This window comes from Bacillus atrophaeus (genome assembly GCF_039519175.1).
GTDB classification, from domain to species: Bacteria; Bacillota; Bacilli; order Bacillales; family Bacillaceae; genus Bacillus; species Bacillus atrophaeus.
Genome location: NZ_CP154443.1, coordinates 1,178,402 through 1,204,838, shown reverse-complemented (window position 1 = coordinate 1,204,838; position 26,437 = coordinate 1,178,402). Strand labels below are relative to the sequence as shown.

The 26,437-nt window shown below is 42.1% G+C and carries 25 protein-coding genes, 4 tRNA genes and 3 pseudogenes; 25 read left to right on the top strand and 7 right to left on the bottom strand.

Annotated features, from left to right (window positions below; all coding sequences use genetic code 11):
* The first annotated feature begins 116 nt into the window (after positions 1–116).
* Positions 117–500, top strand: a complete 384-nt coding sequence (locus AAHT65_RS06205) for a winged helix-turn-helix transcriptional regulator (RefSeq protein WP_277714165.1) — start codon at positions 117–119, stop codon at positions 498–500.
* 30 nt (positions 501–530) lie between these two features.
* On the opposite strand, the gene AAHT65_RS06200 is transcribed toward AAHT65_RS06205, so the two are convergent.
* On the bottom strand, positions 531–1,019 hold the full coding sequence (locus AAHT65_RS06200; RefSeq protein WP_003326095.1) for a spore coat protein: 489 nt from the start codon (positions 1,017–1,019) through the stop codon (positions 531–533).
* Between the two features lie 144 nt (positions 1,020–1,163).
* Here AAHT65_RS06200 and AAHT65_RS06195 point away from each other — a divergent pair, with 144 nt between their 5' ends.
* The 4 genes from AAHT65_RS06195 (at position 1,164) to rplI (ending at position 4,972) form a co-directional block, all read left to right on the top strand.
* A complete protein-coding gene (locus tag AAHT65_RS06195; RefSeq protein ID WP_003326096.1) occupies positions 1,164–1,316 on the top strand; it encodes a hypothetical protein in 153 nt (50 codons plus the stop codon).
* A gap of 262 nt (positions 1,317–1,578) precedes the next feature.
* The gene (locus AAHT65_RS06190; protein ID WP_088118375.1) at positions 1,579–2,508 is read left to right on the top strand and encodes a YybS family protein; all 930 of its coding nucleotides are present in this window, start codon (positions 1,579–1,581) and stop codon (positions 2,506–2,508) included.
* Positions 2,509–2,546: 38 nt separating this feature from the next.
* Complete coding sequence (gdpP, locus tag AAHT65_RS06185; protein WP_094233103.1) at positions 2,547–4,526, top strand: cyclic-di-AMP phosphodiesterase GdpP; 1,980 nt, start codon at positions 2,547–2,549, stop codon at positions 4,524–4,526.
* On the top strand, positions 4,523–4,972 hold the full coding sequence (gene rplI / locus AAHT65_RS06180) for a 50S ribosomal protein L9 (RefSeq protein ID WP_003326099.1): 450 nt from the start codon (positions 4,523–4,525) through the stop codon (positions 4,970–4,972). The genes gdpP and rplI overlap by 4 nt, the downstream gene beginning before the upstream one ends.
* Positions 4,973–5,009: 37 nt before the next feature.
* On the opposite strand, the pseudogene AAHT65_RS06175 reads toward rplI, so the two are convergent.
* Positions 5,010–5,651, bottom strand: a pseudogene (locus AAHT65_RS06175) (mannosyltransferase); the annotation flags it as partial.
* 70 nt (positions 5,652–5,721) lie between these two features.
* On the opposite strand from AAHT65_RS06175, the pseudogene AAHT65_RS06170 reads away from it, so the two are divergent.
* A pseudogene (locus AAHT65_RS06170) lies at positions 5,722–6,078 on the top strand (protein rep); the annotation flags it as partial.
* Between the two features lie 182 nt (positions 6,079–6,260).
* The gene (locus AAHT65_RS06165; RefSeq protein ID WP_268514057.1) at positions 6,261–6,917 is read left to right on the top strand and encodes a hypothetical protein; all 657 of its coding nucleotides are present in this window, start codon (positions 6,261–6,263) and stop codon (positions 6,915–6,917) included.
* 372 nt (positions 6,918–7,289) lie between these two features.
* Here AAHT65_RS06165 and AAHT65_RS06160 read toward each other — a convergent pair whose 3' ends face one another.
* Together AAHT65_RS06160 and AAHT65_RS06155 are read right to left on the bottom strand one after the other, a co-directional pair.
* Positions 7,290–8,504: an MFS transporter gene (locus AAHT65_RS06160; protein WP_343311157.1), complete on the bottom strand. Its 1,215-nt coding sequence runs from the start codon at positions 8,502–8,504 to the stop codon at positions 7,290–7,292.
* A 75-nt stretch (positions 8,505–8,579) separates the two neighbouring features.
* Positions 8,580–8,717 (bottom strand): YycC family protein, encoded by a 138-nt coding sequence (locus AAHT65_RS06155; protein ID WP_343311156.1) that lies wholly within the window; start codon positions 8,715–8,717, stop codon positions 8,580–8,582.
* Positions 8,718–8,835: 118 nt separating this feature from the next.
* Here AAHT65_RS06155 and AAHT65_RS06150 point away from each other — a divergent pair, with 118 nt between their 5' ends.
* Positions 8,836–9,045, top strand: a complete 210-nt coding sequence (locus AAHT65_RS06150) for a hypothetical protein (protein ID WP_010790517.1) — start codon at positions 8,836–8,838, stop codon at positions 9,043–9,045.
* A gap of 63 nt (positions 9,046–9,108) precedes the next feature.
* Here AAHT65_RS06150 and AAHT65_RS06145 read toward each other — a convergent pair whose 3' ends face one another.
* A complete protein-coding gene (locus tag AAHT65_RS06145) occupies positions 9,109–9,309 on the bottom strand; it encodes a DUF2188 domain-containing protein (protein ID WP_087941851.1) in 201 nt (66 codons plus the stop codon).
* Positions 9,310–9,472: 163 nt separating this feature from the next.
* Between AAHT65_RS06145 and dnaB the strand changes: the two genes are divergently transcribed.
* The 14 genes and pseudogenes from dnaB (at position 9,473) to AAHT65_RS06075 (ending at position 20,733) form a co-directional block, all read left to right on the top strand.
* Positions 9,473–10,837, top strand: coding sequence for a replicative DNA helicase (dnaB, locus tag AAHT65_RS06140; RefSeq protein WP_010790516.1), 1,365 nt, complete (start codon positions 9,473–9,475; stop codon positions 10,835–10,837).
* Positions 10,838–10,954: 117 nt separating this feature from the next.
* On the top strand, positions 10,955–11,362 hold the full coding sequence (locus tag AAHT65_RS06135; protein ID WP_010790515.1) for a VOC family protein: 408 nt from the start codon (positions 10,955–10,957) through the stop codon (positions 11,360–11,362).
* A 232-nt stretch (positions 11,363–11,594) separates the two neighbouring features.
* Complete coding sequence (gene purA / locus AAHT65_RS06130; protein WP_003326108.1) at positions 11,595–12,887, top strand: adenylosuccinate synthase; 1,293 nt, start codon at positions 11,595–11,597, stop codon at positions 12,885–12,887.
* A 219-nt stretch (positions 12,888–13,106) separates the two neighbouring features.
* Positions 13,107–13,182: transfer RNA gene (locus tag AAHT65_RS06125), tRNA-Lys, on the top strand.
* Positions 13,183–13,189: 7 nt separating this feature from the next.
* Positions 13,190–13,261 (top strand) — tRNA-Glu (locus AAHT65_RS06120).
* A gap of 82 nt (positions 13,262–13,343) precedes the next feature.
* Positions 13,344–13,420 (top strand) — tRNA-Asp (locus AAHT65_RS06115).
* Between the two features lie 35 nt (positions 13,421–13,455).
* Positions 13,456–13,528: transfer RNA gene (locus AAHT65_RS06110), tRNA-Phe, on the top strand.
* Positions 13,529–13,567: 39 nt separating this feature from the next.
* On the top strand, positions 13,568–13,702 hold the full coding sequence (locus AAHT65_RS06105; RefSeq protein WP_003326110.1) for a hypothetical protein: 135 nt from the start codon (positions 13,568–13,570) through the stop codon (positions 13,700–13,702).
* Positions 13,703–13,908: 206 nt separating this feature from the next.
* Positions 13,909–14,616: a cell wall metabolism DNA-binding response regulator WalR gene (walR, locus tag AAHT65_RS06100; RefSeq protein WP_003326111.1), complete on the top strand. Its 708-nt coding sequence runs from the start codon at positions 13,909–13,911 to the stop codon at positions 14,614–14,616.
* Positions 14,617–14,623: 7 nt separating this feature from the next.
* Positions 14,624–16,459 carry a cell wall metabolism sensor histidine kinase WalK gene (walK, locus tag AAHT65_RS06095; RefSeq protein WP_343311155.1) on the top strand — a complete coding sequence of 612 codons (1,836 nt, stop codon included), beginning with the start codon at positions 14,624–14,626 and terminating at the stop codon, positions 16,457–16,459.
* Positions 16,449–17,814: pseudogene (gene yycH, locus AAHT65_RS06090) on the top strand (two-component system activity regulator YycH). The gene walK and the pseudogene yycH overlap by 11 nt, the downstream one beginning before the upstream one ends.
* Positions 17,801–18,646: a two-component system regulatory protein YycI gene (locus AAHT65_RS06085; RefSeq protein WP_343311153.1), complete on the top strand. Its 846-nt coding sequence runs from the start codon at positions 17,801–17,803 to the stop codon at positions 18,644–18,646. Before yycH ends, AAHT65_RS06085 begins: the two are co-directional and overlap by 14 nt.
* 14 nt (positions 18,647–18,660) lie before the next feature.
* The gene (locus tag AAHT65_RS06080; protein WP_003326116.1) at positions 18,661–19,455 is read left to right on the top strand and encodes an MBL fold metallo-hydrolase; all 795 of its coding nucleotides are present in this window, start codon (positions 18,661–18,663) and stop codon (positions 19,453–19,455) included.
* An 81-nt stretch (positions 19,456–19,536) separates the two neighbouring features.
* Positions 19,537–20,733, top strand: coding sequence for a S1C family serine protease (locus tag AAHT65_RS06075; RefSeq protein ID WP_343311152.1), 1,197 nt, complete (start codon positions 19,537–19,539; stop codon positions 20,731–20,733).
* 140 nt (positions 20,734–20,873) lie between these two features.
* On the opposite strand, the gene AAHT65_RS06070 is transcribed toward AAHT65_RS06075, so the two are convergent.
* Entirely contained in the window at positions 20,874–21,131 is a 258-nt protein-coding gene (locus AAHT65_RS06070) for a PepSY domain-containing protein (protein ID WP_106272177.1), read from the bottom strand.
* 261 nt (positions 21,132–21,392) lie between these two features.
* On the opposite strand from AAHT65_RS06070, the gene AAHT65_RS06065 reads away from it, so the two are divergent.
* From AAHT65_RS06065 to AAHT65_RS06055, 3 genes are read left to right on the top strand one after another with little or no spacing between them, the layout of a single operon-like run.
* A complete protein-coding gene (locus tag AAHT65_RS06065) occupies positions 21,393–22,586 on the top strand; it encodes an MFS transporter (RefSeq protein WP_343311151.1) in 1,194 nt (397 codons plus the stop codon).
* Between the two features lie 24 nt (positions 22,587–22,610).
* Positions 22,611–24,236, top strand: a complete 1,626-nt coding sequence (gene abc-f / locus AAHT65_RS06060) for a ribosomal protection-like ABC-F family protein (RefSeq protein ID WP_268370291.1) — start codon at positions 22,611–22,613, stop codon at positions 24,234–24,236.
* A gap of 13 nt (positions 24,237–24,249) precedes the next feature.
* On the top strand, positions 24,250–24,969 hold the full coding sequence (locus tag AAHT65_RS06055; protein WP_106044441.1) for a cupin-like domain-containing protein: 720 nt from the start codon (positions 24,250–24,252) through the stop codon (positions 24,967–24,969).
* Between the two features lie 67 nt (positions 24,970–25,036).
* On the opposite strand, the gene AAHT65_RS06050 is transcribed toward AAHT65_RS06055, so the two are convergent.
* Complete coding sequence (locus tag AAHT65_RS06050) at positions 25,037–26,422, bottom strand: sigma-54 interaction domain-containing protein (protein ID WP_061668902.1); 1,386 nt, start codon at positions 26,420–26,422, stop codon at positions 25,037–25,039.
* Positions 26,423–26,437 lie beyond the last annotated feature (15 nt).

Sequence of the window (26,437 nt, the reverse complement as noted above, 5' to 3'; positions counted from 1 at the left end):
GATGCGAAAAAGGAGCTTTTTGATTGTATGCGGAATGAAACATGTGTAAAATATTGGGCAGTTAAGTCACTAAATCGTATGTAGTATCAAAAAAGGTACTATGGGAGGGTGCGGGAATGAGTTCAGACAACAAAATATACCCGAACAAAGAAGGCTGCCCGGTTGAATTTACACTTGATGTGATTGGAGGTAAGTGGAAGGGAATTCTTTTTTATCACATGATAGACGGGAAGAAACGCTTTAACGAATTCCGAAGAATTTGCCCCAATATTACGCAGAGAATGCTTACGCTTCAGCTTCGGGAGCTTGAAGCGGACGGAATTGTGCATCGAGAGGTGTATCATCAGGTGCCTCCTAAGGTGGAATACTCACTTACAGAATTCGGGAGGACCTTGGAGCCGATTGTGTTACAAATGAAAAAATGGGGCGACACCAACAGAGAGGCGCTTGAAGCGTATCGCTCGGCTGGTATGCTCAAGGACAATACAAGTCAGAAGTAAGCAGCAAAGGGAAATCCTTTGCTGCTGTTTTTATTTCATAGAAATGGCTCTTCGTGCATTCTTTACATCGTTTTTCAATAAATCTGCCAGGTTGTACGCGGGGTAATAACCGTGCTCATACATATAATTGAACACCTGCTCATGCCATTTAATGGCTGCGTTTAGTTGTTTTACAAGCACGATTCTTAATTGAGGTGTAGCGGTTTCTGTAATCGCGATCGCATAGCTGCGAACGGAAGTTTTGGCAAAACCGAGCAAATCTCCGCTGTAAAACGGTGTATCCGCTCGCTCTTCCTCTTCATCATCCCGATTGTAAATAGGTGCTTGGGGAAAGAAAGCAAGCAGTTCTTTCAAATTCTGTTCAATTGCTTGAATAGAAAAGCTGTAAAGCTGTTTTAAGCGGGAATCCGTTACTTCCCGAATCATTTTTTTCAGTTTTATAAGGCCGTTTGCTTGAAAAGCCACCAATTCATGAATTTCCAACGTTTCGTGCCAAGCCAGTGTTCTGCGTTCATCCATGTAAGTATCTCCTTCATCAGTTAATTTCTATATCAGCATATGCCCCGGGTATGATGTGGTTACTGATGTTTCGAAGTTTATAAAAAGGGAATTTACATTGATATAGGAAACCACTTGTGAAAATCATAATAGAGGTGATCATATATGTTGGAGATGATAAAGAACTTTTTCTTGTTTACAGGCGGTATTCTTCAAGCAACCACTCTTCTAGTCGTCATTCTAATCTTCTTATATGTTAGAAAAACGAAAAAGAAAAACAAAGATAGTTCCGGATTTATGGATGATAAACATTTATAATATTGGTTCAGCGGGCATTCTTCATGAGAGGATGTCTTTTATTTTTAATCGGCTATAAATGTTTCACATGAAACATGAGAAAGACCTGGCCTGATTTTACTTGCCTTTTCAACTTATGTTAAAATGTAAAGGTGATTTTAGAGATGATATGAAAAAGAAACTTGGTGCGAAAAAGAAATTTTGCGGCGTCAAAAAGAGCAGTCGTTTAAGCTGCTCTTTTCTATTCGTATGTTCATGATTAATCGAGGTATGAGGTGACTAAGTGAAACAAACAAGGGCATTAATGGAAGGTGCTATCCTAATCAGTCTTTTTACTATCATCACGTTAATGGTCGTTTATATTCCAATCATCGGATCCATTCTTCTGTTTGCATTGCCGCTGCCCGTTATTCTCTACACCATTCGGCATGGGTTGAAATTGGGTTTGTGGATGGGCGTTGTCAGTCTTCCGGTGGTATTTATTGTCGGTTCATTTAACGGGCTTATCGTTGCTTTTATGTCAGCGTTTGCCGGGATTGCCATGGGATACTTTTTTAAAAAGAAAGAGCCAGGGCATGCTATTGTATCCGGCGCCCTCATTTACATGCTGTGCATTGTCTTCTATTTTGTGATAAGCATTCAGTTTTTGGGGATCAATATGATTGATGAAGCTATGTCTCAATATCGCCAATCATTGTCTATGACCGAATCGTTCTTAAAGAATACCGGTAATGGGGATCAGCTGGAGCAGCAAATGAAACTGATGGAAGAACAATTAGGTACGGTCCAATATCTTTTTCCAACAGCTATTGTCATGTTAGGGGCTATTTTTTCTTTCCTCAGTTATCTTATCGCTAAGCCGCTCTTAAGGCGATTTTCCCCCGATATTCCCAAGTTAAAGCCTTTTAGAGAGTTGAAACTCCCGCAAAGTATCATGTGGCTGTATCTTTTAATCATTATTTTGTCCTTTATGCCTTTAGAAAAGGGCCAAATGCTGTATTCTCTCGCTTTAAACGGGGGATTTATACTAGGCATATTAGTCTTTATTCAAGGTTTAGCGTTTATATTTTTCTATTGCCATATGAAAAAATATCCTAAAGCAGTTGGGATTATTGCGATTATTTTGGGGCTGCTGTCGCCGATTTTTATGGCGGTGATCCGCCTGTTGGGTATTATTGACATAGGCTTTAACATAAGGAATAAGGTGAAGTGAAAAATGGGTTTTACTCACATGGTGGGGAGTTGATAGAAATGCCAAGCTTTTACGAAAAACCGTTATTTCGGTATCCCATCTATGCGTTGATTGCTTTGACAATCATCACAGTCCTCATCAGCTTTTATTTTAACTGGATGATCGGAGCCGGCGGTATTTTGCTGCTCGCAGTCATTTTGTTTTTTATAAAACGCGCGGATTCTCTTATCAGAAAAGAGATTGACGGTTATATTTCCACGCTATCTTATAGGTTGAAAAAAGTCGGTGAAGAAGCATTGATGGAAATGCCCATCGGGATCATGCTTTTTAATGATCAATATTACATTGAATGGGCGAATCCGTTTCTTTCTTCTTGTTTTAATGAAAGCACTCTTGTGGGGAGATCGCTTTATGATACGTGCGAATCCGTCGTGCCGCTCATTAAACAAGAGGTTGATTCGGAAACGGTTACACTAAATGACCGGAAATTTAAAGTGGTGATCAAACGAGACGAGCGCCTGTTGTATTTCTTTGATGTGACTGAGCAGATACAGATCGAAAAACAATATGAAAACGAAAGAACTGTATTGGCATATATTTTTCTCGATAATTACGATGATGTCACACAGGGCTTGGATGATCAAACGAGAAGTACGATGAACAGCCAAGTGACTTCACTGCTGAACAACTGGGCGCAAGAGTACGGTATTTTCTTAAAGAGAACGTCTTCTGAACGATTTATCGGTGTGTTGAATGAACATATTTTAACCGAGCTTGAGGGATCTAAGTTTTCCATTCTTGATGAGATTCGCGAGAAGACATCGGTGCACAGTGTTTCACTGACATTAAGCATCGGGGTCGGGGCCTCGGTCTCTTCTTTGAAAGAACTTGGTGACTTGGCGCAGTCGAGTCTGGATCTGGCTCTGGGACGCGGCGGAGATCAGGTAGCGATTAAGATGCCGAATGGCAAGGTGAAATTTTACGGAGGCAAGACCAATCCGATGGAGAAGCGTACAAGGGTGCGCGCCCGTGTGATTTCCCATGCGTTAAAGGAAATCGTATCTGAAAGCAGCAATGTGATTATTATGGGCCACAAGTTCCCGGATATGGATTCAATTGGCGCTGCCATCGGCATATTAAAGGTGGCTCAGGCGAACAGTAAAGACGGTTTTATTGTGATTGATCCAAATCAAATCGGTGCAAGTGTTCAGCGTTTGATAGAAGAAATTAAAAAATATGAAGAGCTTTGGTCGAGATTTATTACGACTGAGGAAGCGATGGAGCTTGCTAATGATGATACGCTGCTTGTGATTGTTGATACGCATAAACCTTCTCTTGTCATGGAGGAGCGATTGGTCAACAAGATTGAGCATATCGTGGTCATCGACCATCATCGCAGAGGGGAAGAGTTCATAAAGGATCCTCTGCTCGTTTATATGGAACCGTACGCTTCCTCTACTGCTGAATTGGTGACTGAGCTTCTTGAATATCAGCCGAAACGCTTAAAAATTAATATGATTGAAGCAACAGCCCTATTAGCTGGTATAATAGTGGATACAAAGAGTTTTTCACTTCGCACCGGCTCACGTACATTTGACGCCGCTTCTTACTTAAGGGCGAAAGGCGCGGACACGGTGCTCGTGCAGAAGTTCCTCAAGGAGACCGTTGATTCTTATATTAAACGGGCGAAGCTGATTCAGCATACATCTCTTTATAAAGACAGCATTGCCATTGCGTCTCTTCCTGAGAATGCGGAGGAGTATTTTGATCAAGTGCTTATTGCACAGACGGCTGATTCTCTGTTGTCCATGAGTGAGGTTGAGGCTTCATTTGCGGTTGCAAGGCGGGATGAGCAAACGGTGTGTATCAGTGCGAGATCGCTTGGCGAAGTCAATGTTCAAATTATTATGGAGGCCTTGGAAGGCGGAGGACATTTAACAAATGCGGCGACCCAGTTGTCCGGCATTTCTGTGTCAGAAGCGCTGGAGCGGCTGCGAAGTGCAATTGATGAATATTTTGAAGGAGGCGTTCAGAGATGAAGGTTATTTTCTTACAAGATGTAAAAGGAAAAGGCAAAAAAGGCGAAGTGAAAAATGTAGCAGACGGTTATGCTCATAACTTTCTCCTTAAAAAAGGCCTCGCTGTAGAAGCTAACGCATCAAACATCAGCGTATTGAACGGACAGAAACAAAAAGAGAAAAAAGAAGCGATTGCAGAGCTTGAACAGGCGAAGGATTTAAAAGAAAAGCTAGAAAACCTGACTGTTGAGCTTAGCGCTAAATCAGGAGAAGGCGGCCGTTTGTTTGGATCTGTAACAAGCAAACAAATCGCTGAACAGCTTCAAAAAGACCACCAAATCAAAGTGGATAAACGAAAGCTGGAATTAAGCGATGGTATCCGCGCTTTAGGATATACAAATGTCCCGGTGAAACTGCATCCAGAGGTGCAGGCTGTACTAAAAGTACATGTAAAAGAGCTAGTATAATAGATAAAGAGGCTTGGAATTATTCCAAGCCTCTTTTTTATGTCATCAAAAACACTTCATATAGTGTTTGCTGATTTTGGCTGCCGCCAGGACCGCCAATCATGCCTTGCTGTATTGAGCTGCTTGTACTGCTTGAAGAACTGCTGTAATCATCGGAAGAAATCACGGTTCCGTTTTTCTTGATCCATGAGACAAGTTCACTATTGCCTGAGTTATCGCTGCTCAGAAGGAAGTATTTCACTTTGCCTTCTTTTATAAATATTTTCAGTTCAGACACCGTCAAAATCGGGTCTGTGCCGTTGAAGCCGCCGAGTGCCAAGACAGATTCGTCTGTATTGATAATGTATGGCGCGGCGGTTACCGTCGTCTGCGTGGCGAATAAGGATTCTTCGCCTGCATTATTCTCCTGAAGGTAGGAAAGCAGCCCGGTGTCGACCTCGGAGGTGAACATGCCGCCCCCGCCTGAAGAGGTTTTCAACTGCGGTCCAGATTCAGGAAGAACGCTGTTGCCGCCGTATAGGAGCGGAGTTGCCGACCAGTAAATCGGTGCGAGCAGCAGAACGCATAAGCTGATGATGGTCAGCTGCTTACCGAATGGATGATTTCGTTTGAGAAAGAGGAGAGCAATGGTTAATCCAAGTCCCAGAAGTCCAAGCACGTACATCCATACGCTGCCGATAAAGCCGGATAGCAAACAAGAGGTGTGGAATATGATTGCTCCCCACCTCACTGTCCCTAGAAACGCTGATGAAGAAGATACATATCATCCTCATTTTCATGTGTTGTTGCCCGTAAAGAAAAATTATATTAAGCAGGCGGATTGGACAAGCCTTTGGAAAAAGGCATTGAAATTGGATTACACTCCGATTGTCGATATTCGTCGAGTGAAAGGTAAAGCTAAGATCGATGCTGAACAGATCGAAAGTGATGTACGGGAAGCGATGATGGAGCAAAAAGCTGTTCTTGAAATCTCTAAGTATCCGGTCAAGGATACAGATGTTGTGCGCGGTAATAAGGTGACGGAAGAAGATGATGAGGTTGCAAATGGAGCATTTGAGGTCATAGCTTATTGGCATCCAGGTATCAAAAATTACATAATCAAATAAATAAAACAGCCTTGTTTTAGTTTGATGGAAGGCTTTTAAAGAGCACAGGAAAATCAAGTTTGACAATAATTCGACCTTCTTTTTGTAGAAAAATATTTATATTTTACCAATAATTTGATAGAGTGTGAGTGTGTGGTATCGTAACCAATGCCCCATATTATATAAAAAGAAGGGGAATTTAAATGAAAAAAACTTGTGTGTTTTTATTATCATTAGTGCTTTTGGTTAGCATGTTGCCTTTCAGTGCTTTAGCCAGCACAGAATCGTCTGAATATGACATGATAACTGTATCTGGAAAAGATGTGAAAAATACCGAAGTCTTAGTTGAAGCTATTAATGAATTGGATGAAAAATTGGATATGGAAAATCTATCATCTAATTCTCAAAAAGAAATAAGTCAACTGAGTTTAGAAGCAAAAAAGTTGTACGATTCTATTGTGAGTTATGCAAATCAAAAATCTACTTCTTTGACTGGTGATGACGCGTTGATAATATTCAGCGAGTATGTTGAGGAGTTAACTAAAAGTGAAGTAAATAAACCTGTGGAACAAATGATAACAACAATGGGTTTAGGTATAAACTATAAAACATATAAAATTAGTAACTCGAAAATAAAGAAATTGAGTAATGCTGTGGGCATAAATTCTGGATTTTGGGCTACATCTGCAGCTATAGCTAAAATTTTTGCTAAAAGTCCAACTGCACTTACATTAATGTTGGGTGCAGTACCACTGTTAGGTATGGGTGCTATAAATGCTTGTAATTCTAAAGGAAAAGGTATTATTATTACAAAAATGGGTTCAGGAGCGACAAATACATACTCCTGTAGATCTCAATAAAAAACAGTGTGGGCGTAAGCTCACACTGTTTTTTTATTGTTTTTTTGATTTGTTTTTTTTGATATATTTCGATATGAATTCACTAACAAAAAAAACTATTAATCCTGTTATTAATAACAAAAGTGAATTTATCTTTATACCCTTGTTATAAAAATCAAGAATACTATTTATTAATAAAAATCCAGACCAATAAATAAATGAACAATAAAAAGCTATATTAGTACTCGTTTTATCTTTATTTTCACTTGGCTTAAAAAACAATAAACTATCCCCCCTTTTTATATTCAAAGAAAGTTTCTCACGTTCTTTTACTTTGTTTTGATTTTAGCATAACACTTTATAGAGTGTATCTGTGCCCAAAAACTGTTTGTTCTAAGCTGAATGTCTCTGTTGTTCTTTTTGAAGGATGTATTTATTGCGACCCGCACCCAGTCCCGCGGCTCCCATTACTGCCAAAATGATCATCAAAAGAATAATCGGCAGTGTCCATGAATGGGTTTGGTCATAAAGGAAGCCGATGAAGATGGGACCGATTGCTGCTAATAAGTAGCCCAATGACTGTGACATGCCTGATAATGCGGCCGCCTGACGGGCATTTTCGCTGCGCAGCCCGATCAGCGTAAGCGCCAAACTGATGCTTGAACCTTGCCCGATCCCAATAATAATCATCCATATGACAAGCATCACATGGTTTCCGCCCGCCAGCAGTCCGCATAAGCCAATAAAGTAAACTGACGTCAGCCCTGCAACGATTCCTCGCTGCTGTTTCACGCGGTCTGCCAAAATAGGGGTTAAGAATGTGGTTGGCAGACTGGCGAATTGCATAAGAGATACCATCCATCCGGAGGTTGCCGGGTCCATGCCGTGCGAACGAAGAATTTCCGGAAACCAAGCGATGCTGCTATAAAATAAAAAAGACTGTAAGCCCATAAAAATCGTGACATTCCAAGCCATTTTAGATGTCCAGATCGGCTGCTGATTTGGTTGGAGCGAAATGGTCTGATTCGCCGTATCCCGGTGGCGAAGCTGCGGTATCCAAATGAGAAGCGCAAGAAAAGCAAGGCCGCCCCAAAGCAAAAATGATTGTTTCCATCCGCCTGAAAGCTGGCTTGCAAGAGGCACACTGATCCCAGAAGCCAAGCCTGCAAAAGTACTCATGGAGGTTGTATAAAGGCTGATCATAAGCCCAGACTTTTCCGGGTATTTATGCTTGATTAAGCTTGGCAATAGAACATTGCCGATCGCGATGCCCACGCCGATCAGGATCGTCCCCGCGAATAAGAAGGAGGTCATGCCGGCGGACCGTATGATAATACCAATGAAAAGCGTCAGCATGCCTATCCATAAGGTGCGTTCATTGCCAAGCCGCTGACCTAGTTTAGGGGCAAGCGGAGACAGAATCGCAAAAGACAGCAAGGGCAGAGCTGTCAAAAAACCGGCCAGTCCATTCGACAGGTGTAACTCTGTCCGGATCGAACTGACGACCGGTCCGACAGACGTAATAGCCGGTCTCAGGTTAAACGCTATAAAAATAATGCCTGAGATCAGCCAAAAATTTCGGATGGTATGTGTTGTTGTATTTGGCAAAATAGCTTCTCCTCTTTATACATATAAAAAATATAATTTCGTAAAATGAAAGTGATCATACATTGTTATTTTTTGTTATTTTTCCTTTTCCTGTAACTCGGCCAATTTCGCAAGCAGTATATGCTGAGGCATATGCATGATTTGCTCCAGCGGCAGATTCAAGGATTCTGCAAGCTTTTGCGCGGTATCAGCTGAAATTTGCAAAGGCTTCATACGATCACTCCTCTCTTTTGTCCATTGTACTAGAATAGGGGACGGTACGTAAGAATATATCACAGATGAATGGAGTATAAGAAAGCTGCCCTTTATAACTGAATGAAGGAGGATTCTTATGCATTTGCCATTATCATTATTAAAACAAACGCTTTATGAACATCAACAGAAAGCAGAGAGCCTATGTACGTGTGAGGAATATGTTGTCATGAGGCATAAGCTCCTGGAGCTGAGGCGAAAATTCGCATCCTATGAAGAATGGGAGCTTTATCAAAAAGCTTCTGATCTTGTGCTGCGGGCAGATTTAGACAAACATTTTATCGAATAATGAGCCCGGTAAACTGAAAACCCGTCGCGCTGGGAAGGCGAAGGGTTTTCAGCTCATGACAGATTAAAATGAGCGTTCTTCTTCTACATTTTTGTGTTGATCGTAGATGACAAGCTTTGCCGGACTGTTGTCTTTTGCCATTTGTGATGCTTTTTCAATCGCGGCATCCTTTGAAGTATATAAAGCTGTAGGCGCCACATTTTCCACTTTGATAAACCAGCCATCTACATCGACATTGGGTGTAACCGCATATTCTTTCATGATGATCCCTCCATTATCATTTATTTTTTGATTTCCCATAGGCGCTTCTGCTGAAACATCGCAGCATGCAGTTGACAAAAAAAGGAGTATGAGATAGTTCTATTTTTTTTTTGTATAAATGGTAAAATGGAGTTTGGATATTTTTTATGAAAGGACGGTGCTTAGCATGACAGACCTTCTGAATGATCGGCTGCCGCCGCAAAATATAGAAGCCGAACAAGCCGTGTTAGGTGCTGTTTTTTTGCAGCCATCTGCTTTAACACAGGCTTCTGAAGTATTAATTCCAGATGATTTCTATAGAATGTCTCACCAGAAAATATATAATGCCATGCTCGTGCTCGGAGACCGCGGTGAACCGGTTGACTTGGTTACGGTGACCTCAGAGCTTGCGAATACGGATTTATTAGAAGAGGTTGGAGGCATTTCCTATCTCACGGATATCGCAAACTCGGTTCCGACAGCGGCTAACATAGAATACTACGCGAAAATCGTTGAGGAAAAATCGATTCTCCGCAGACTGATCAGAACGGCGACAACCATCGCGCAAGACGGCTATACGCGTGAGGACGAAGTCGAGGATTTATTAAGCGAAGCTGAAAAAACGATTATGGAAGTGGCGCAGCGCAAAAATACGAGCGCCTTTCAAAATATTAAGGACGTGCTTGTCCAAACGTATGATAATATCGAGCAGCTTCACAATCGCAAAGGTGATATTACCGGCATTCCTACAGGATTTGCGGAGCTTGACCGGATGACAGCGGGGTTTCAGCGAAATGACTTGATTATTGTTGCCGCGCGTCCTTCGGTGGGGAAAACCGCTTTTGCTTTGAATATCGCCCAAAACGTGGCCACCAAGACCGATGAGAGCGTTGCGATCTTCAGTCTTGAGATGGGAGCTGAGCAGCTGGTTATGCGTATGCTCTGTGCGGAAGGCAACATCAATGCCCAAAACCTTCGGACAGGAAATCTGACTGAAGAGGATTGGGGCAAGCTGACGATGGCGATGGGAAGCCTGTCCAACAGCGGAATATACATTGACGATACGCCGGGTATCCGGGTCAGTGAAATTCGCGCCAAATGCAGACGTTTGAAGCAGGAAAACGGTCTTGGCATGATCCTGATCGACTATTTGCAGCTCATTCAAGGGAGCGGCCGTTCAAAGGATAACCGCCAGCAAGAGGTATCTGAAATCTCCCGTGAGCTGAAATCAATCGCCAGGGAGCTGCAAGTCCCTGTTATCGCACTGTCTCAGCTTTCAAGGGGAGTGGAACAGCGTCAGGATAAACGCCCGATGATGTCTGATATTCGTGAATCGGGGAGTATCGAGCAGGATGCTGATATCGTTGCATTCTTATACCGTGATGACTATTATGATAAAGAATCAGAGAACAAAAACATTATTGAAATCATTATCGCAAAACAGCGTAACGGCCCGGTAGGCACGGTTTCGCTTGCATTTGTAAAAGAATACAATAAGTTCGTCAATTTGGAACGGCGCTTTGATGACGCCGGAGTTCCGCCTGGCGCATAAACCCCAAGAGTTAATCTTGGGGTTTTTTTCATTCAAAAGTCTGAAAGAAATACAGCCGTTCTTCCGATGAGGGATTCAAGCCCATTCCATATAATGAAATGAAAGGAGTGATGCGGGATGGAATTTTCCCAGTTTGATGCGGCGCAAGTTCGCATCGCAAGACCAACCGGCCAGATTAATCAAATGATTCGTTTTTACGAAGAAGGACTTGGCTTGAAAAGAATTGGCGGTTTTTCTCAGCATAACGGTTATGATGGCGTCATGTTCGGGCTGCCCCATGACCAATATCATTTGGAATTCACTCAAAATACTGAAGAAGCAAGCACTGCTCCTGTTCCTCATGCAGACAGCTTACTTGTGTTTTATCTCCCCAACCTTGATGAAGTCACTGGCATCACCTCAAAATTAAAGAAAATGGGCTATCGGGAGGTTGAATCGGAAAATCCTTACTGGAGCAACGGCGGCGTTACAATTGAAGACCCGGATGGCTGGCGAATTGTCTTTATGAATACAGAAGGTATTTGATAACAAAGAGTCCGGTCGATCCGGACTCTTTTTATATGAAGATATAAATATTTCATGAGCTTTTGTTCATAATTTCACGAGAAAACGCTTTTAAAAGCATTTAAAGCGAACAAATATAGATTCTTTATAATATAATGTTCGGATTTACAATTGACTTTCTGTTTCTTCACTGATAAACTTAATTTGTTTGAATAAGGATATCGTTTTAAAAGGTTAACGGAGGTGCACGGATATGTCTTCAGTAGTTGTAGTAGGTACGCAATGGGGCGATGAAGGAAAAGGTAAAATTACGGATTTCCTCTCAGAAAATGCAGAAGTGATCGCACGTTATCAAGGCGGAAACAATGCAGGACATACAATTAAGTTTGATGGAATTACGTACAAGCTTCACTTAATCCCGTCAGGAATTTTTTATAAGGATAAAACGTGTGTGATCGGAAACGGAATGGTTGTTGATCCAAAAGCATTGGTCACAGAACTTGCGTATCTTCACGAGCGTAACGTCAGTACAGATAACCTGAGAATCAGCAACAGAGCTCACGTTATTCTGCCATATCATTTAAAACTTGATGAAGTGGAAGAAGAACGAAAAGGAGCAAACAAAATCGGTACGACGAAAAAAGGGATCGGTCCCGCTTATATGGATAAAGCCGCCAGAGTCGGCATTCGTATCGCAGACCTTTTGGATCGTGACGTATTTGCAGAAAAACTGGAACGGAATCTTGCGGAGAAAAACCGTCTGCTTGAAAAAATGTATGAAGCGGAAGGCTTTAAAATAGAAGATATTTTAGATGAGTATTATGAATATGGCCAGCAAATTAAGCATTACGTTTGTGATACGTCTGTCGTTTTAAATGACGCGCTTGACGAAGGCCGCCGCGTGTTATTCGAAGGCGCACAAGGAGTCATGCTTGATATTGACCAAGGTACGTATCCATTTGTTACATCATCTAATCCTGTTGCCGGGGGAGTTACAATCGGTTCAGGTGTAGGCCCGACAAAAATTCAGCACGTCGTCGGCGTTTCGAAAGCTTATACAACCCGTGTCGGCGATGGTCCATTCCCGACTGAGCTGAAAGATGAAATTGGTGATCAAATCCGTGAAGTCGGCCGTGAATACGGAACAACGACAGGCCGCGCCCGCCGCGTCGGCTGGTTTGACAGTGTAGTTGTCCGCCACGCGCGCCGTGTCAGCGGAATCACAGACCTTTCACTGAACTCAATCGACGTATTAACAGGAATTGAAACGTTGAAAATCTGTGTGGCATACCGCTACAAAGGCGAAGTCATTGAGGAATTCCCTGCAAGCCTGAAAGCTCTTGCAGAATGTGAGCCGGTTTATGAAGAAATGCCAGGCTGGACGGAAGATATTACAGGAGTGAAAAACCTCAGCGAGCTTCCTGAGAATGCGCGCCATTACCTTGAGCGTGTATCACAGCTTACAGGAATCCCGCTTTCCATTTTCTCTGTCGGACCGGATCGTTCACAGACAAATGTAATCCGCAGTGTATATCGCGCCAACTAATTGCCAAAAAGCCTCTCTTGTGAGAGGCTTTTTTTCTTGGGATATTGAGTTGTTTTTTGTCTTGAAAAAAAATAATAGAATAAAAAATGAAAAAGTTATTGCCACTTCTATTTATTCTGTGATATTATAAATCTCGTTGTTACGGGAATTGCTTCAATAGAGTACAGTAAAGAATTTGATTCAAGTTGAATGCTCTATGGTAAAACTCCGACGTATCAAGAGCCATTAGCTCAGTTGGTAGAGCATCTGACTTTTAATCAGAGGGTCGAAGGTTCGAGTCCTTCATGGCTCACCATTTGTAAGGCCCGTTGGTCAAGCGGTTAAGACACCGCCCTTTCACGGCGGTAACACGGGTTCGAATCCCGTACGGGTCATTGATTTACTTTAGCGTTATTGCTAAACTCCTTATTTGTCCATGAGGGCTGACACGACAGCTCTCGGGGCAAATTACTGTAAGGTCCGGTAGTTCAGTTGGTTAGAATGCCTGCCTGTCACGCAGGAGGTCGCGGGTTCGAGTCCCGTCCGGACCGCCATTTTACTTTACTTAGTAGAGAAAAATAAAACATTTGGCTCGGTAGCTCAGTTGGTAGAGCAACGGACTGAAAATCCGTGTGTCGGCGGTTCGATTCCGTCCCGAGCCACTTACCAAACGCATCTGCAATTGCAGGTGCGTTTTTTCTGTGAGTTTAAGAAAAGAAATACGAGTGGATGATATAATAGAAGAAAAAGGGAGAACCGGCCTTTCAGCCGGTCCAAAAGAAGAAGACGTCAATAATTTAGACGGTGACTCTTCTGTTGAGGTTTCATTTAAATGAGAAATTTTAAATGAAAATAAAAAACGTGACAAAAGATATACATCTGTTGAAGAATGTGTTTTTTTCTTAAACCTTTAATTTTTTTATCTTTTGACCTTAAACCGTTATAATAGACAAGGACCCGGTCTTTCTTAGCGGGCTTATGTAATGAAACGATTGTTATACAGATGAAACGAAGTTAATTCGGCAGGAGGAAAATCAAGATGATGGATAAAAAGATCCTTGTAGTGGATGATGAAAAACCGATTGCAGATATATTAGAGTTTAATTTAAGAAAAGAGGGCTATGAAGTACATTGTGCCTATGACGGAAATGAAGCCGTCGAAATGGTCGAAGAAATTCAGCCTGATTTGATTCTTTTAGATATTATGCTTCCGAATAAAGACGGCGTAGAAGTATGCCGGGAAGTGAGAAAGAAATATGACATGCCGATCATTATGCTGACGGCAAAGGATTCCGAAATTGACAAGGTCATCGGGCTAGAACTCGGGGCTGATGATTATGTGACAAAGCCGTTCAGCACACGTGAACTTTTGGCGCGGGTAAAAGCGAATCTGCGACGACAGCTGACGACTGCACCGGCAGAGGAAGAGTCCTCTTCCAATGATATTCACATCGGTTCTCTGGTGATTTTCCCTGATGCATATGTGGTGTCAAAAAGAGAAGAAACGATTGAATTGACTCACCGTGAGTTTGAACTGCTGCATTACTTAGCGAAGCACATCGGTCAAGTGATGACCCGTGAGCATTTGCTTCAAACGGTTTGGGGCTACGATTACTTTGGAGATGTCAGAACGGTTGATGTGACAGTCCGGCGTCTTCGTGAAAAAATTGAGGACAACCCAAGCCATCCAAATTGGATCGTGACAAGACGAGGCGTGGGTTATTACTTAAGAAACCCAGAACAGGACTAATACTCCCATGAATAAGGTTGGTTTTTTTCGGTCGATCCAATTTAAGATTACATTGATGTATGTACTCTTAATTATCGTAGCTATGCAAATTATTGGGGTGTACTTTGTTAAGCAGGTAGAGAAGTCACTGATTGATTCCTATGAAACCTCTCTTAATCAGCGGATTGATAACCTCTCCTATTATATAGAGCAGGAATATAAGAGTGACAATGACAGTACAGTTATTAAAGATGATGTCAACCGTATCTTGAACGATTTTACAAAGAGCAATGAGATACGGGAAATCAGTTTTGTCGACAAAAGCTATGAAGTTTTGGCTTCCTCTAAACCGTATGGAGAGGAAGTAGCGGGCAAACAAACGACAGACCCGATATATAAAAGAATTTTTTCTATGAAACAGTCTTACAGCAGAAAATACTATGACCCGAAAAGCAAAATCAGGGTTCTTATTTCGGCAAAACCGGTCATGACAGAGAATCAGGAAGTTGTCGGAGCGATATATGTAGTAGCCAGTATGGAAGATGTCTTTAATCAAATGAAGACGATAAACAAAATACTGGCATCCGGTACAGGACTGGCTCTTGTTCTGACGGCTCTGCTCGGCATTTTTCTGGCAAGGACCATTACCCATCCGCTTTCAGATATGCGCAGACAGGCAATGGAGCTTGCGAAAGGGAACTTCTCCCGAAAGGTCAGAAAGTATGGACATGATGAGATTGGGCAGCTTGCAACGACATTTAATCATCTGACAAGAGAATTGGAAGATGCTCAAGCGATGACTGAGGGTGAGAGGAGAAAGCTGTCTTCTGTTATTGCTTATATGACAGACGGCGTCATTGCGACAAATCGAAATGGAGCTATTATTCTCTTAAACAGTCCGGCTTTGGAACTTTTAAATGTTTCACGTGAAACAGCCTTAGAAATGCCAATCACTTCTCTGTTGGGGATTCAAGAGAATTTCACCTTTGAGGATCTGGTAGAACAGCAGGAATCTATGCTGCTTGAAATTGAGCGTGAAGAACAAACGACTGTGCTTCGCGTGAATTTCTCTGTTATTGAACGGGAGCATGGCAAAATTGATGGCTTAATCGCTGTCATTTATGATGTAACCGAGCAGGAAAAAATTGATCAGGAGCGCAGAGAATTTGTGGCGAATGTGTCCCATGAACTGCGTACGCCGCTGACGACGATGCGGAGTTATTTAGAGGCGCTTGCAGAAGGCGCATGGGAAAATAAGGACATTGCGCCGCGCTTCTTGATGGTGACCCAGAACGAAACAGAGCGCATGATCAGACTCGTAAATGATCTGCTTCAGCTTTCTAAGTTTGACAGTAAGGATTATCAATTTAATCGCGAATGGATTCATTTCATCCGGTTTATTTCTCTGATTATTGACCGTTTTGAAATGACAAAAGAACAGCATGTTGAATTTATCCGCCAGCTGCCGGATAGAAGTCTGTATGTAGAGATAGACCAAGATAAAATTACGCAGGTACTCGATAATATTATTTCGAATGCCTTAAAATATTCGCCAGAAGGCGGACATGTGACGTTTTCTGTAAATGTGAATGAAGAGGAAGAATTGCTCTATATTAGTGTCAAAGATGAAGGAATCGGTATACCGAAGAAAGACATGGAAAAAATCTTTGAACGTTTTTACAGAGTGGATAAGGCGAGAACGAGAAAGCTTGGCGGAACCGGCTTGGGGCTTGCTATTGCGAAGGAAATGGTTCAGGCGCATGGCGGCGACATTTGGGCCGACAGCATAGAGGGTAAAGGAACGACTGTGACATTTACTCTTCCATATAAAGAAGAACAAGAGGATGATTGGGATGAAGCGTGAAAATATAAAAACCATAATACTTTCCATACTCGTGATCATCAGTCTTGTTTTTACGTGGAGCATCTGGACGTTTCAGCCAAACTTTATGGAAGGCTCAACATCGACAAAATCTACGGTGCGTGAGAAATATAAGATCGAGAAGGTTAGCCAAAAACTGTCTGAGGTAGTGAAGCCGCGGGAAATATTCATCCATGATAACGGCGCCCACTACAAAGTGGATGATTCAGATCTCTATAATAAAATCTGGAATGACTTGCCTCGCTGGGATGTAAAGGCAATTAAAGATATTTCAGACCAATATGATAAGCCAGGATTTAAAAACTGGCTTTATGGGAGAAATGGCTCAGCTTCTAAGCTGGACCTCCAATTCAGCGATACGATACCTATTGATATTTTTCAGCAATTGTTTAAATGGTCGAACCAGACTTTTGAGTATAGTTCCTTTGATCATATCGTTATTCCTTTTAATGAAAATAAAACGAACAAGAAAATATATCTTGCGTCCTACAGCAAGCAGCTGATTCTTGAAATCACCGTCGATTCGGCTAATTATCGAAACATTATGAGTGACCTTTACAGTAAGAAATCAAGCATGCCTTCATACAGTTTGTTCTCACTCGGAACGAAGAAGGAATTTTTACTGCCGAACAAATCACTTGAAATGGAAAGTAAAGAATTTATAACAGAGACGATTGATACGAACATCTTTAAGCAGGTGCTGTTCAGTGAACCGAATACGGTTAGGAAGGATTCAAATTACAATCGTAATGTGCTGACAGACGGAGTCAGCCGTTTAGAGGTAAGCTCCAGCCAGCGGCAAATTCAATTCCAGCATCGCAATCTGACGCAAAGCACCTCCTCCCAAACAGGGGAGCTAATCAAGAAGAGTCATAAATACTTAGAAGATACAGGAAGCTGGACGGATGATTATCAATTTTTTAATATCAACGACAGCCAGCAGCTGACCTTCTATATGTTTATGAACCAGTTGCCGATTATTAACAGTGACTCCAAACCGTTCGGCGCAGCGCCGGTAATGACGCTGCAATGGGCCAGTGATGATATTCTTAGCTATAAACGGCCGAATTATATTCTTGGCACCAATCCTATTAAAACGGGCACAGCTGATCTGATGAGCGGCAGCGAAGTGAAAAATTTACTGGAGAAACAACAGGTATATGATATCGACGATATTGATCAAATTTTCCCTGCGTACCAACTAGTTGCGGCTTCCTCAAATGATGAACCGATTGTAGAGCTGAAGCCGGTATGGGGGATGAAAATTAACGGGAAAACTGTGCCGATAACGAAAGATTTATTAACGAAGGAGGGGGGCAACTAGTGGAGTGGAATAAGACAAAGTCAATCTTCATCATTGCCTTCCTCGTTCTCGATATTTTTTTGGGATACCAGTTTTTTGAAAAGCGTTCAAGCAGTGAGTACGACGTGATTAAAAACTCAAGTGTGCAGACTGACATGAATGAAGATCATATTACCTATGGCACACTATCTGACAACGCAAAGGAAGGTTCTCGAATTACAGCGAATCAGAAATCTTTTACTAAAGAAGAGATAGAATCGCTTAAAGGCCAAAAACCTAAGATGGACATGCCGAGTGACAAGCATAAAGTGACGAAATTAAAAATGGAGTTTACCAGCCCTATCGCTCTCTCAAAGGATAGTGTGGAAGATGATGCAAAGGCGCTTGTCTCCTCAGAATTTCAAGATGGGGAAGAATATAAGCTTTGGAAAGTAGATAAGGATAAAAAACAAGTGATTTTCTTCCAAACATATCAAGGAAAATATATTTATCAGGAAAACGATGACGCTTCAGAAATGATCGGACAAGTGATTTTGCACTTAAATGACAAAAATGAAGTCATTTCCTATGAACAATCAACCCTCGATACGTTTAAAGAAATCCAGAAGGAAAGCCTGATCTCTGAATTGGATGCTGTTGAATCATTGTATTATCAAAATCTGTTAAAGGCCCACAGTACGGTAAAAACGGTGAAGTTCGGATATATCGCCCAATACCCGCTGACAAGTACGCAAGTGTTGGCGCCGGTTTGGAGAATTACAGTGGAATACGAAAAGACCGTAGATGGAACGAAGAAGAAGGTTCAAGAGAATTTTACGGTGAATGCAATGGACAGCAGAGTGTTTGATTCGAGTCAAATAAAGTAATGGAGTGAGATATAATGAGCTTGCAATTTAGCGTACTTGCGAGCGGGAGTACGGGAAACGCGTTTTACTTGGAAACAGACGATCACGCGTTTTTGGTAGATGCCGGATTGAGCGGGAAAGCCATGGACGGCTTGATGGCGCAAATCGGACGGAACATGGATGATCTGGACGGGATTTTTGTCACTCATGAGCATAGTGACCATATTAAAGGGCTCGGCGTTGTAGCCAGAAAGTACAAGCTCCCCGTCTATGCGAATGAGAAGACATGGAAAGCAATGGAGAATCAGATTGGCAAATTAGACAACGGGCAAAAGTTCGTCTTTCCGATGGAGACGGTGAAATCGTTCGGCGGACTTGATGTAGAGTCGTTCGGTGTTTCTCATGATGCTGCGGAGCCGATGTTCTATGTGTTTCATTATAATGGCCGAAAGCTTGCTTTAATGACAGATACGGGGTACGTCAGCGACAGAATGAAGGGCATTATCCGCTCGGCGAATGCATTTGTGTTTGAAAGCAACCATGACGTCGGCATGCTGCAAATGGGAAGGTACCCGTGGAGCATTAAACGCAGGATATTAAGCGATGTCGGGCATGTGTCCAATGAAGACGCAGCGCTCGCCATGACGGACGTTATCGGAGACGAGACATCGCGTATCTATTTGGCGCATTTGAGTCAGGACAACAACATGAAAGAACTCGCCAGAATGTCAGTCCAGCAGACATTGGCGTCTAAAGGGTATGTCACAGGCGAAACCTTTGAATTATTTGATACTGATCCAAAAAAACCGACACCGCTATGCGCTGTGTAATTTTTCATCAAAATCATGATTATTATGATCCGTTCTAACCTACACTATAACCATATTTATGTTCTCTGAAAGGATTTGAATATGGTGGATTATAATCGTGACGATGAAAATTATGTTCCGGATCGGCCAAGGAGAGGCAAAAGAGGATATTTTCTTTCAAGCCTGATCGGCGTCATTGTCGGAGCTGTTTTGATGGCGCTTATGATGCCGTACCTGTCAAATTGGGGTTCTGAAACAGGAGAAACAAATCTCGGCGAGAACACCCAAGAACCGGTCCGAACAGTAAATGTAAGTGTGAATAATGCTGTCACAAAGGTTGTCAGCAATGTGTCTGAGGCTGTCGTCGGCGTAGTGAATATCCAGAAAACCGACTTTTGGGGAAAAAGCGGCGAGGCAGGCAGCGGTTCAGGCGTCATTTATAAGAAAAACGGGAACACAGCCTATGTAGTGACCAACCACCATGTGATAGAAGGCGCTTCTCAAATCGAAATCAGCCTGAAAGACGGATCGCGGGTGGCAGCAGAGCTTATCGGCAGCGACCAGCTGATGGATCTTGCGGTATTAAAGGTGAATAGCGATAAAATCAAGGCGGTCGCGCAGTTTGGCAACTCGGATAAAGTGAAGTCTGGAGAACCTGTCATCGCGATTGGAAACCCGTTAGGCCTTGAATTTGCCGGTTCGGTGACACAGGGTGTCATTTCAGGAACTGAACGTGCTGTGCCGGTTGATTCTAATGGTGACGGCCAGGCGGATTGGAATGCGGAGGTTCTGCAAACCGATGCTGCGATTAACCCGGGAAACAGTGGTGGCGCTTTACTGAATATTGACGGGAAAGTGATCGGCATTAATTCAATGAAAATCGCTGAGTCAGCGGTAGAGGGCATCGGCCTTTCCATTCCATCAAAGCTTGCCATACCTGTGATCGAGGATTTAGAGAAATACGGAGAAGTGAGGCGTCCTTATCTCGGAATTGAAATGAAATCACTGAGCGACATTGCCAGCTACCATTGGGAGGAAACGCTGAAGCTTCCTGAAAAGGTAACGTCAGGCGCAGTGGTAATGGGCGTATCCACATTATCGCCTGCCGGTAAAGCCGGACTTAAGGAGCTTGATGTGATTACTGAGTTTGACGGTGAAAAGATAAGCGACATTGTCGATCTTCGTAAGCAGTTGTATCAGAAAAAAATCGGTGATCGGGTGAAGGTGAAGTTTTACCGGGCCGGTAAAGAAAAATCTGCGGAAATCAAGCTAACTGAAGCGGATAAATTAGGACGATAAAAAAGCAGTCTGGCGAAAACGCCAGGCTGTTTTGCTGTTTTATGAAAAGAACTGAACACGGGTCACACGTATTCAGGTAAAGAGGTATTTCAAAGCAGACATGAAGTATTTGAGTAAATGTTACACGTGAAACGGCTGATTTAGCTGCAAATGCTTCCGTTCTCAGCGTTTACTTTGACTGTTTGCTCTTTATGGTTTTGAGCAGTGATTTTAATGATGTAAATGTATGTTCCATTTTGTTTTGATAAAGTTGAAGATTTTACGGTTCCTTTGCATTTGTTCAAAGCAATGCTGTGCGCTTTTGTTTTTGTAATCCCAACTTGTTTTTTCTGCGTTTCATGCTTCACGACTTTGCCGTTGTCACAGTTTACATTAATGGTCACAAGTTTCCTATGCATTTAAAACGCGATACCGTTTGTCAAAGGCCTTATTCATGATATTCCAGAAAAAAAGGTGAACATGGACATCATTGAGTTCGCCAAGCATAAAAAAAGAAGGAACTTTATGGTTTATTCGAGAATACAACTCAATATTACCCAATTTGTTTTGGGAAAAGTCTGTATTTGCAAGATCCATGCATAGAAGGTTTTCATTTGAATCCGGACGGCCTCCTTTCTGTTCATGATTTGAAATGCAGATAGCTGGAAAGGGGTATTGAATTGAGAAATCGCAACTTGTTATACTTCTCAGGTTTTTTTGGGAACTTTTTTTTTGAAAGAGGAATATGGATTTTATATTTAACAAGCTTACATTATTCATTATTTCTCGTTGGCATTTTGCAGTCCGTATTAAATCTGGCTATGTTCTTATCGGAGATTCCGACCGGTATCATATCAGATAAAATCGGCAGGAAAAAATCGCTGCTGCTGGGACATTCCCTTATTATTATTTATTTAGCCATGTTTTTGCTGTTCCATGATTTTTGGATTCTGTTATTGGCACACATTATTTATGGTGTAGGATTAACCTTTATTTCCGGGACTGACCATGCTTTTTTATATGATTCCTTAAAAACAAATGGAAAAGAAAAGCTTTATGGCAAGTCGATCGGAACCTATAACGGTTTAGTTATTGTCGGATTGGCTATCGCCATGGGCGCCGGCGGATATTTGCAAGAACATTCATGGTCCTATGTCTTTATCGCGGGTATTCTGACACAGCTGATTGCAATGGCTGTTATTACTCAATTAAAGGAAATCCAATTTACGGACAGCGACGATCAAATGCAATCCGTAGGAACCATTGTGAATGAAGTGAGGGACTTTTTCAGACTCAACCGGGCTTTTAAATATTTGGTTACGTCTGTCTCCGTCTTTTTTGCCATTACGTCTGTTTTTTATATGTACGGGCAAGATTTATTAAGCCAAGAAGGCATCTCCGTACGTGATATATCTATTATTTTTGCGGGCTTATCGCTATTACAGGCGATGTTTTCATTTTTATCGTCCAAGCCGGCAGAGAAATTTACTCCGAGACGTGTGTTAATCACGACATTTTGTATCATCGGAGTCCTGTATCTCTTTATTCCGTTAAGCAGCATCTATATTACTGTAGCGGCTTTTGTTCTGATTAATGCGTTGTATGACATCATCGACCCTGTATCGAGCCAAGTGATTAATAATGAAATCCCATCGAAAACAAGGGCTACGCTTCTTTCCATTATCAGCTTAATGACATCGTTCATTATGTTTATCGCGTTCCCGCTTATCGGTTTCTTATCAGATTACTTCGATAATGTGTTGCTGCTGACTGTTATCGGTGTGTTATCCATCTTATTGTCGCTGTTTATGCTTATCAGCTTTTATAAACAAAAAGCCAACATTTCCGTCCAACAAGAAAAAGTGGAGCTTTAGCGCTTCACTAAAGGATGATGATCATTGTTAAATGTCCATAATCTTACGGTAAATCTTGCGGGAGATTGTATTTTTCAAAACGTTTCATTTTTTATTAATGAAGGAGAAAAAATACTCATCGCCGGTCCAAACGGTTCAGGAAAAAGCACTCTTTTCAACGTACTTGCCGGGCATCTGGAGCCGGAGGAAGGGAATATCGCCATCAACAAAGGGGCGACTGTCGGTTTATTAAAGCAAATTGCAGAGCCGAAGGAAGACATGACGCTGTATCAATACCTGGAGACGTCATTTGAATCTCTCATGGAGATACAAAACGAGATGAAAGCCATTGAAGTGAAATTATCTGAGGCGCTGAGCGACCGCGAACTGACGAATCTCCTGGAGAAATACAGTAAATTAACAGAAATTTTCGAAAGAAATAACGGATACCAAATGCATACCATCATTGATGATGTTTGTAACGGGCTCAGCATAAGCCACCTGAAGGATCAGCCGTTCTCGAGTTTAAGCGGAGGCGAAAAAACAAAGGCAGGGCTAGCAGAGATCTTAATCCGCAATGATGACATCATTTTATTAGATGAACCGACCAACCATTTAGATGTACATGCGATTGAATGGCTGGAGAGTTTTATTAAAAAATCGGACAAAACCATTCTTTTTACAACCCATGATAAGACATTTGCGAATCAGGCAGCCATGAAGGTGCTGGAATTAGAAGACAAAGAACTGAGGATTTGGCCGTATGGCTTTAATGAATTTTTGAAAAAGAAAGAGGAATTCATTGTTGCACAATTTGAAAAATACGAAGAACAGCAGAAGAAAATTCAAAAAATGAAAGAATCAATCGCACAGCTAAGAGACTGGGCTAACCGTTCCAATCCGCCATCGATCGGTCTTCACAGACGGGCAAATAACATGGAAAAAGCATTAAAGCGCATAGAAATAATTAATAAACCGGTAAAAACAGAGCAAAAGCTGAAAAATGCTTTTCAAGAAGCCGGCATCGGATCAAAAGACATTGTGTTCATTGAAAACGGCACCGTCGCGCAAGGATCTGCCATGTTATATGAAAATCTGAACCTGAATATTAAACATAAGGACAGAGTCGGAATTGTCGGCAGAAACGGTGTCGGGAAAACCACACTCATCAGATGCATCATCGGCGAGAAACAACTGGCGGATGGCACGATAAAGATAGGTGAGAATTTAAAGATCGGATATATTGACCAAAAGAGCCATGTAGGCGATTCTAACCAAACGATCGTCCAATTTTTCAAAGAAAATCTGATGTCTGAGGAGGGGATGGCCCGGAATATTCTCGCGAAATACGGATTTTACGGTTCGTCTGTTTTTAAAAAGCTGTCCGTATTATCCGGCGGAGAAAGAATACGGTTAAAGCTGTCGATTTTAATGGAGAAGAAGTTAAATGTATTAATCTTGGACGAGCCGACCAACCATCTGGACATTGAATCTCAGGAAATTCTGGAAAACAGCCTGCAGCAGTTTCAAGGTACGGTTATTTGTGTATCTCATGATCGGCATTTATTGGAGAATTTCAATAAAATTTTATGGCTTGAAGACAAAAAAGTCACGGTATTTGTCGGTCCGTATAGCTATGCGAAAAACAAAAGGCGGTGTGCTGCCGAATAAAAGGGGTGTCTTGATGTTAATTGACAAGATCAGAATCGAAGACTTATCGTATGATCGGTTTTTAAGTGAATATGCTGATAAAAAACCTTTTATCTTATTGGGTGCGATGGAAAATTGGGAGTGCAGGCAATGGACGTTAGACTTTATTAAAGAAAAGTATGGCGACAGAATCGTAACCATTAGAAAATCTGATATTGAAGGAGTCAAAACGTTTAAACAAGTCAGGCTCGCCAATTACATTGAGCATATTCACGACAATGAGGATCGTTGGTACTGTGATTGGAACTTTACGGCTCTTAATCAAAAGGATCTCGATCTTGTCTATTCATCCCCTGATTACTTTACTAAAGATACGTTAAGAGTAGATGATGAGACAGGCCAGGATTTTAAATGGTTTTTTCTCGGGTCTGAACAAACAGGCACGCCGCTTCACCAAGACTTTAACAAAACGCATGCTTGGAATGCCGTCATCTTCGGCCAAAAGGATTGGGTGTTTTTCCATCCGGATGATACGCCGTATTTATATGAAGGAAATATCAACGTCTTTGATCAAGAGGATATGGAGCAGAAAACGCTCGTAAAGCAGGCAACACCGATATACTTTTCTCAAAAGCCGGGGGAAATCATTTATGCGCCCCGCAATTGGTGGCATCAGGTTGTAAATGCAGAACATACGTTAGCTGTGAGTGAGAATTTCTGGTTCAAACAAGAACAGCTCATTCAACAGGGCTGATAAAGGATGAAAAGGGCTGTGAACGCTATGCAGCCCTTTTTTTGCGGGATAAAAGCCTTTCTGAATGCTACTCTTTGCCGTGCAGAGCGAATTTTTTCAGGCGGTATTGCAGGCTTTGTCTGCTGACGCCCAGCTCATTGGCCGTTTGCGAAATGTTGTAACTGTGTTTTCTTAAGATTTTCTCAATGATATATTTTTCAAAGCTTTCCATCTTCCCTTTTAAATCTGCCCCAGGCTGCGGATCAGCTGTATTTTCTGATGGCTTATCAGCGGGTTGGATTTTCATGCGGTATTGATACGGCAGATGGGCAAACGTAATCATTTCTTCGTCTGTTATAAAATTCATCGCCCCTTCGATCATATGCTCAAGCTCGCGGATATTTCCCGGCCAATCATATGAAAGGAAAAATTGTTTTACCTCTTCACTCAGGTCTTTTACATTCATTTGAAATAAGTGATTGTTCGTCTGTATGAATTCCGAAGCGAGCAGCAAAATATCCTCTTTCCGTTCACGAAGCGGCGGAATAATCAGTGTGACCACACTCAGCCTGTAATACAAGTCTTTACGAAGCCGCTCTCCGGCAATAGCGTCAATCGGATCTTCATTCATCGTGGCGATAATCCGGACATCAATCGGCGTATCCTGGACAGAGCCGATGCGTCTGATTTTCTTTTCTTGAATGGCGCGAAGTAATTTCGCCTGCAAACTGAGATTCAGAGAATTGATTTCATCTAACAGAAGTGTTCCTCCATTGGCTTGTTCAAACAGGCCGGGCTGGTCAACCGCTCCTGTAAATGCTCCTTTTTTCGTTCCGAATAAAATGCTCTCGACAAGACTGTCAGGCAAGGCCGCGCAGTTTTGTGAAATAAACGGGCGGCCCGATCGCTGGCTGCCGTTATGTATGCTCTGAGCAAATAATTCTTTTCCGGTGCCTGTTTCGCCTGCAAGCAGCACAGACGAGGAGGTGCGGGTCGCGCGTTTCGCATTTTCGATGACCTCCTGAATCGCAGGGCTGTCGCCGAGAATACTGTCAAACGTGTAGCTGTTCTGTTCTTTTCTGTGCATGTTCTCTCTGATCAGACGCTCCAGCTTCGTCACATCCTTTGCGATCTCTACCGCGCCTTTGATCTCGCCGTCCTTCACAATCGGGAAGGTGTGGTTGATCGTCGTAATTTCCTGGCCTTTATTATTGAAATAGCTTTGTTTCACGTTTTTAATCGTTTTTCCTTCCTGTAGAGCCTGTACAAGGGTGCTGTCCTGCTGATTCGAAAACATAAATACATCAGTCAGGTTTTTATGCAGGACGTCCTGTTCGTCCATATCTTCGATTTGCATCATTTTTTTATTGTAAATGACGGTGCTGCCTTGATCGTCTACCACATGCAGACCGACATCGATTTCCTCCAGAATGCTTTCTAAAACCAATGTGAAAAATTCGCTGTTTGTGTGCAGAAGAATCCCCCCTTA